The organism is Erythrobacter westpacificensis (genome assembly GCF_039542285.1).
In the GTDB taxonomy this organism is placed as follows: domain Bacteria; phylum Pseudomonadota; class Alphaproteobacteria; order Sphingomonadales; family Sphingomonadaceae; genus Alteraurantiacibacter; species Alteraurantiacibacter westpacificensis.
The window spans coordinates 390,841-397,001 of the sequence record NZ_BAABHV010000001.1 but is presented as its reverse complement, the minus strand read 5'-3'; the positions used below and the strand labels follow the sequence as shown (position 1 = coordinate 397,001).

7 protein-coding genes and 1 tRNA gene are annotated in these 6,161 nt (G+C 62.8%); 1 reads left to right on the top strand and 7 read right to left on the bottom strand.

Features of this window, described 5'->3' with window-relative positions:
* Positions 1-200 precede the first annotated feature (200 nt).
* From ABFX23_RS02080 to ABFX23_RS02050, 7 genes are all read right to left on the bottom strand, one after another.
* Positions 201-1,778 carry a DUF6538 domain-containing protein gene (locus ABFX23_RS02080; protein ID WP_346031484.1) on the bottom strand — a complete coding sequence of 526 codons (1,578 nt, stop codon included), beginning with the start codon at positions 1,776-1,778 and terminating at the stop codon, positions 201-203.
* An 11-nt stretch (positions 1,779-1,789) separates the two neighbouring features.
* Positions 1,790-1,865: transfer RNA gene (locus tag ABFX23_RS02075), tRNA-Lys, on the bottom strand.
* A gap of 33 nt (positions 1,866-1,898) precedes the next feature.
* Complete coding sequence (gene folK, locus ABFX23_RS02070; RefSeq protein WP_346031469.1) at positions 1,899-2,396, bottom strand: 2-amino-4-hydroxy-6-hydroxymethyldihydropteridine diphosphokinase; 498 nt, start codon at positions 2,394-2,396, stop codon at positions 1,899-1,901.
* Positions 2,393-3,268: an N-carbamoylputrescine amidase gene (aguB, locus tag ABFX23_RS02065; RefSeq protein WP_346031468.1), complete on the bottom strand. Its 876-nt coding sequence runs from the start codon at positions 3,266-3,268 to the stop codon at positions 2,393-2,395. The genes folK and aguB overlap by 4 nt, the downstream gene beginning before the upstream one ends.
* Before the next feature lie 107 nt (positions 3,269-3,375).
* Positions 3,376-3,855, bottom strand: a complete 480-nt coding sequence (locus ABFX23_RS02060) for a YybH family protein (protein WP_346031467.1) — start codon at positions 3,853-3,855, stop codon at positions 3,376-3,378.
* Positions 3,855-4,706 (bottom strand): class I SAM-dependent methyltransferase, encoded by an 852-nt coding sequence (locus tag ABFX23_RS02055; RefSeq protein ID WP_346031466.1) that lies wholly within the window; start codon positions 4,704-4,706, stop codon positions 3,855-3,857. The genes ABFX23_RS02060 and ABFX23_RS02055 overlap by 1 nt, the downstream gene beginning before the upstream one ends.
* A complete protein-coding gene (locus tag ABFX23_RS02050) occupies positions 4,706-5,515 on the bottom strand; it encodes a class I SAM-dependent methyltransferase (protein WP_346031465.1) in 810 nt (269 codons plus the stop codon). Before ABFX23_RS02050 ends, ABFX23_RS02055 begins: the two co-directional genes overlap by 1 nt.
* A gap of 103 nt (positions 5,516-5,618) precedes the next feature.
* On the opposite strand from ABFX23_RS02050, the gene msrA reads away from it, so the two are divergent.
* The gene (msrA, locus tag ABFX23_RS02045) at positions 5,619-6,146 is read left to right on the top strand and encodes a peptide-methionine (S)-S-oxide reductase MsrA (protein ID WP_346031464.1); all 528 of its coding nucleotides are present in this window, start codon (positions 5,619-5,621) and stop codon (positions 6,144-6,146) included.
* Positions 6,147-6,161: the final 15 nt, after the last annotated feature.

The following is a 6,161-nucleotide window of genomic DNA, read 5'->3' as shown; positions in this document are numbered from 1 at the left end:
CAGACGCTGGAAACGGACGAAAATGGTGGCGAGATCATCATGCCCTCGGGTAACCCAGCAGGGCTCACCACATTTTCCGAAATCACTGAAAACCTTGAAAAACCGTCGCCAGAACGGTCTCAAACGCGCGTTTTCTACACAAACCTTCTACACAATCGCCCCAATGGTGCCCCCGCAAACCCTACGGAATCCTCGGGAAATCATCGATGTGACGAAAGGCGTGCCAGCGCCTTTACGCGGTGGAAATCGATTTTGGCGATCTCCTCTCGGAGGAAGCTCGGCTCGTATCCCCGGCCATAATAGTCGGACACATCGAAGCCTGATTTCGAACCACTTCCCCATCCCCCGAGTGCCATCGCGACCTCCCGATCAACGCGTGCATCTCGAAGCGCATCTCGGAAGCAATGACGAAACGAGTGGAAACTGGTTTTGGGTTTCACAGCTTTGGCATGACCGAGGAAAAGGATGAACCATTTACTGAACGAGGTTGATCGGATGCCATCGGCACCCGGATTGATGTCGTCGAACAGCTTGGTTTTGCCATCATCGGCCTTGCAGCGAACGAAATCTGAAAACCCGAGATCGTGCAGAAACGGATGGAGGGGCACAATCCGTTCGCTGCTGGAAGTCTTCAACCGCTTGTCCGTCGAGCCGACAAGGGAGTCCGCTGTAACCACGAGGCACGAGATTCCATCGAGATCGCGCACATCTGTGACATCGAGTTGGCACGCCTCGTTGAGGCGAAGACCCTGCCAAAGCCCAAGCAGTGGAATCCAGAAGCGGGTTCCCCGAGGGCGGAGATCGCCGCGTCGGGCGTAACCCTCGGCCTCATTCAAGCAGCCCGTATATAGCGGGGCGGAGAAGATCGATTCAAGCTGCCAGCCTTCGAACGGCAGGCGCTTATCCCGTTGGTTTACCGGGTCCGCGACGCGCAGTCCCTTGAGATGATTCCGGACCAGAAACTCTTCCCTCACCGCCCAGTTGAGGACGACGCATAGCTTGTTCAGATAGATGTTGATGTTCGCAGCGCTGATCAGGTTCGTCAGCCCTTCGGATTTGGCTTTTGCAGCAGCCTCCTTGGGCGACAGATCAGGGAATGCGCGGCTGACTTGCTTCGGAAGGTATCGCAGCGTCTCCAAGAAATCCCGGCAAACAGCGCGATTAAGTTGATCCATCGGGAGGTCCGCACCGATGATCGAAACAGCGAGCCTTTGCGTTGTCTGATAGGCGAGCCTCGTCCGTGGCGACCAATCTTGAGTGGGGTCGGACATGAAGCGATCGTAGACTTCCCCGAAAGTCAGGACTGAAACGGGAGGGTCAGGGGTCATCCCCGGCAGCGTCCGACCACCGTCCTGCACAGCGTAGGCTGGAACCCCACCGGGACCGTCTCCTGACGGTCGTTGAAGCGTCGGATCGAACGGCATCCCGAGTTGGCCGCGTAGTTGTTCGAAGCGGCCTTCGATTTCGGCCAATGCGACGAAGGCCCTGCGTCGAGCAGTCCGAAGACTATCCGTCTTGAGCGACTGCCACACCTCACCTTTGCCGATGGTCGCTTTCAGGTCGGTCGGGACACGCTTGCGGACATGATAGTTCCCACCCTTCTTGGTGAGCCCAAAACCTCGTTTGTGTAGAAGGTTTGCGGGAAGCTCACATCGATGATTTCCCGAGGATTCCGTAGGGTTTGCGGGGGCACCATTGGGGCGATTGTGTAGAAGGTTTGTGTAGAAAACGCGCGTTTGAGACCGTTCTGGCGACGGTTTTTCAAGGTTTTCAGTGATTTCGGAAAATGTGGTGAGCCCTGCTGGGTTCGAACCAGCGACCTACTGATTAAAAGTCAGTTGCTCTACCGACTGAGCTAAGGGCCCCCACGGGATGGCAGCGCGATGCGCTGCGAGCGCTCACCTAGGGGCGGGGCCGTTGCGGGTCAAGCGGGCATGAAGCTGGCGCAGCGAAAGGCCGGTTTCGGGGTCGCGCCAGTCGGGGGCGATCCGGGCTGCCGGGCCGAGCACGAAGTCGCGTTCCCGGAACAGCGGGTGTGGGATGGCGAGGTTGGACGCTTGGAACGTTCCGCCGCTCCACAGGGCGATATCGAGATCCAGCACGCGCGAGCGCCAGCGCTGGCCCAGACGGCGACGTCCGAACGCCGCCTCGGCAGCCTGCAAACAGGCGAGCAGTCCGGCGGGCGGCAGGTGCGAATCCAGCATCAGCGCGGCATTGGCATAACGGCGCAGCGAGGGGCCGACAGGCGCTGTCTCAACGATGGGCGAAAGCCCGACCACCGTGCCAAGCGTTTCGTCCAGTATCTCCGCCGCAACGCGCAGCACTTCGCGCGGCATGCCGAAGTGCGGGTGGCGCTGGTTGCTGCCCAGCGCGATCAGATAGCGGTGCTGGCTCAAATGTCTTCGGCGATACGGCCGTAGAGCTGCGGACGGCGATCTCGGAAGAAACCCCAGCTGGCGCGGTGCTTGCGGCCCGCTTCCAGGTCCAGCGTGGTGACGAGCGCGCCGGTTTCCTCGCGCCCGAATTCCTCGATGTAGTCGCCCCATTCGTCGCAGATGAAGCTGTGGCCGTAAAAGGTGTTGCCCGCTTCCTGGCTGCCCTCGTGACCGATGCGGTTGGCGGCGACCACGGGCATGCAATTGCTCACCGCATGGCCGATCATCGCCCGGCGCCACATGCGGCTGGTGTCCATGTCCGCGTCCTTGGGCTCGCTGCCGATGGCGGTGGGGTAGAACAGCACTTGCGCGCCCTTCAGCGCCAGACAGCGGGCGGTTTCGGGATACCACTGATCCCAGCACACGCCGATGCCGATGCGCGCGACGCCAGAAGTCGTTGGCACGTCCCACACCTTGAACCCGTCGTTGCCGGGGCGGAAATAGAATTTTTCCTCGTAGCCCGGCCCGTCGGGAATGTGGCTTTTGCGGTAGGTGCCCATGATCTCGCCCTCGGCATCGATCATGGCGAGGGTGTTGTAATAGTGGTGCTCGTCCCGTTCGAAGAAGCTGGTGGGGATCGCCACGCCCAGTTGCTTCGCCAGCTTGCGCATGGCGATAACGGAGGGATGCTCCGCCGTCGGTCGGGCGAGGGCAAAGAACTCGTCCTTTTCCTCGCGGCAGAAGTAGGGTCCGGAGAACAGTTCCGGCGGCAGGACGACCTGCGCGCCCTTGCCCGCAGCCTCTGCCACGAGGTCGGCGACGGCGGCGATATTCTCGCCCTCGTCATCGCGCGAAAGTTCGAGTTGGAGAGCGGCGACAGTCAATTTGGTCATGCGCGAAGGCGTTACTTCCCTACTGTCGCGAAGTCCACTTGCACTCTCGCCGCGTTGGTCGCTTGCCTCGGAATGGGCAGCCTCCTGAGGGTCGGCGGAAAGGCGGTTTACGAGCTGTGGTCCGCTACGATCTTCCAGCCGTCATCCTCGCGCGCAAAGATCAGGCTGGTGAACCCCGTCGCCGGTTCGCGCCCATCGGGGTAGGTGAGGATGTAGCGCCCGATGTAAAGCGCGTGGCCGTCACCCAGCGGGCGGAAGTCCTCGGTCTCGAACGACAGCACGCCGCGCTCTGCCGGGTCCGGCTGCGACCAGTCGTAGGCCTCGCGGTAGCGTTCTTCCATCGCGGCTTTTCCGCGCATCAGCCCGCCGGAGCCGACGAAGCTGGTTTCCGGCGCATCGGAATAGATGGCGAGGAAGCGATCCATGTCGCCCTCGTTCCATCCCGCGGCGCTATCCTCCATCACCGCCTCGATTGCCGAGACTTGCGGCGCGGCGACCCTATCGGCGGTCGCCGCCTCGACAGGTTCCGGCTCTGGCGTGCAGGCAGCCAGCGCCGCCGCGCCTGCGAGAAAGAAAGCGAAGCGCATCAATCGACCTTGCGGAACAGCAGCGTCATCCGGTCGCTCTCGCCGATTTCGGCGCGGCGGGCGCGTTCCTCGCTGCCTTCAGGCGCGCCGCGATAGCTGGGTGGCAGGCTCCATACGCCGCCTTCCCAGTCGGCGGGGTCGGCGGGGTTGGCGTTGATCTCGCTGGCAGAGACGAGGTCGAACCCGTAGATCGCGAACAGGCGGATCACGTCTTCCTGCCGCTGGTATCCATTCTGGCCCATCGCGTAGTCGACCGGCGCATCCTCTTTCGCGCGGTGCTGCACCACGCCCACCATGCCGCCGTCCTTCAAAAGAGTGCGGAAGGCCATCATCGAGTCGTGCGTCCAGCCGAAACGACGCATGTTGTGCATCTCGCGGAACACCAGCACCATGTCCGCGGTGCCGGCATGGGCTTCAAGATCGTCATCGGTGTTGAGGCCGATCACCTGTGCGCCGTCATCCCCTACCCATTCGGCAGCGTCGGACGGAATGCGCGTGGTGGCATTGCGGTACATGTCCCAGTAGCCGGTCAGCGATGGGTGCAGTTCGGGGTTGAGGCCGATGTAGGTGCCCTCCTCCCCGAGGTAGGGAATCAACACGCGCGAGTACCAGCCACCAGCGGGCATGTAATCGACCACGGTCATGCCCGGTTCGACACCGAAGAAGGCGAGCGTTTCTGCCGGATTGCGGGCATCGTCGCGCGAACGGTCCTCGGCGCGGCGCGGGTGGAGCAGCACGCTTTCGAGGTTGAGCGCGTTTTCCATCTGCGCGTCGTCGGACTGGTGGTTGTCTGCCAGCGCGGGGCTGGAAAGGGCCACGGCGGCCCCGGCGAGAATTGCAGGAATACGCATCAGTCGGCCTTTCGGAAAAGAAGGGTCATTCGGTCGCTTTCGCCGATTGCCATCAGGCGCTCACGGTCCTCGTCCCCGCCCGCCAGCACGGGCGGCAGGGTCCAGACACCGCGCTCCCAGTCGGCGGGATCGTCCGGATTGGCGTTGATCTCGCTGGCAGCGACAAGGTCGAACCCGTGCACGGCGAACAGCCGGATCACGTCGGCCTGGCGCAGGTATCCGCGCGACCCGTTGGCATCGTCGTAGCTCGCATCCTCGGGCGCGCGGTGCTGCACCACGCCTACCATGCCATCGTCGGCCAGCAGGCGGCGCATGGCGCGCAGCTGGGTATCGGCGGCTTCGTTGTTCAGCAGGCCATGGAGCGAGCGGAACACGAGGATGCGGTCGACGGTGCCGTGCATGTCCTCGGTGATCTCGTCGGTTTCGAACGCCGCGATTTCCTCGGCAGGAATACCGGTCCAGCCGCTGGCGGCGGTGGTGAAGCGCTGCGTCCACGGCGGCGTGCCTTCCTCCGGCGCGCCGGTGTCGGCCTGCATCGCCATGTAGGTGCCCTGCGGCGCGATCCACGGCAACAGAACGCGGGTATACCAGCCGCCGCCGGGGCCGTATTCGACAACGCGCATCGTCGGCTCGACACCGAAGAACCCGAGGGTTTCTGCCGGATTGCGATACCGGTCGCGGGGCGCATCCTGCGCACGAGCGTCCATCGCCAGCACGTCCTCCAGCGAAGGCGCCTCGGCATGGTCGTCAGCCAGCGCGGGGGCGGAAACCGAAATGGCAAGAGCTGCGAATAGGGGGGCAAGGCGCACGGCAATTCTCTCCTAAAACGATAACCGTTCGCAGTTTAGGACCTATGGGCGGGATGACAAGCGGACTTAGGGCCCCCATGTGGCAGGCCAAAGGAGACCCAAGATGAGTGAAACGGTAATCATCGCAGGCGGATGCTTCTGGTGCACGGAAGCTGTGTTCAAGGACGTGATCGGCGTGGAAAGCGTCGAAAGCGGTTACATCGGCGGCACCACCGAGAATCCGACCTACAAGGAAGTCTGCACCGGCAGCACCGGCCATGCCGAGGCGGTGAAAGTGACGTTCGATACCGAGACCGTAACCCTGCCCGAAATCTACGACATGTTCATGGGCACGCACGACCCCAGCCAGCTCAACCGCCAGGGCAACGACGTGGGCACGCAATATCGCAGCGCGATCTTCCCGCTGTCGGACGAGCAGAAGGCCGAGGCCGAAGCGGCCATCGCGCGCTGGAACGACAGCCACGACGGCAAGGCCGTGACCACCATCGAGAGCGGCGAGTGGTATCCGGCGGAGGACTACCACCAGGAATACTGGGAGGGCGAAGGTCAGCGCAATCCCTACTGCATGGCCGTGATTCCGCCCAAGCTGATGAAGCTGAGGAAGAGCTTTGCCGACAAGGTGAAGGGCTGAGAGCGTTGCGCGGGG

What these genes read in the sequence shown, in the direction of transcription:
- aguB (WP_346031468.1), bottom strand. Translation starts at nt 3,268, where the DNA reads ATGACCAAATTGACTGTCGCCGCTCTCCAACTCGAACTTTCGCGCGAT.
- ABFX23_RS02060 (WP_346031467.1), bottom strand. Translation starts at nt 3,855, where the DNA reads ATGCGCTTCGCTTTCTTTCTCGCAGGCGCGGCGGCGCTGGCTGCCTGC.
- ABFX23_RS02055 (WP_346031466.1), bottom strand. Translation starts at nt 4,706, where the DNA reads ATGCGTATTCCTGCAATTCTCGCCGGGGCCGCCGTGGCCCTTTCCAGC.
- msrA (WP_346031464.1), top strand. Translation starts at nt 5,619, where the DNA reads ATGAGTGAAACGGTAATCATCGCAGGCGGATGCTTCTGGTGCACGGAA.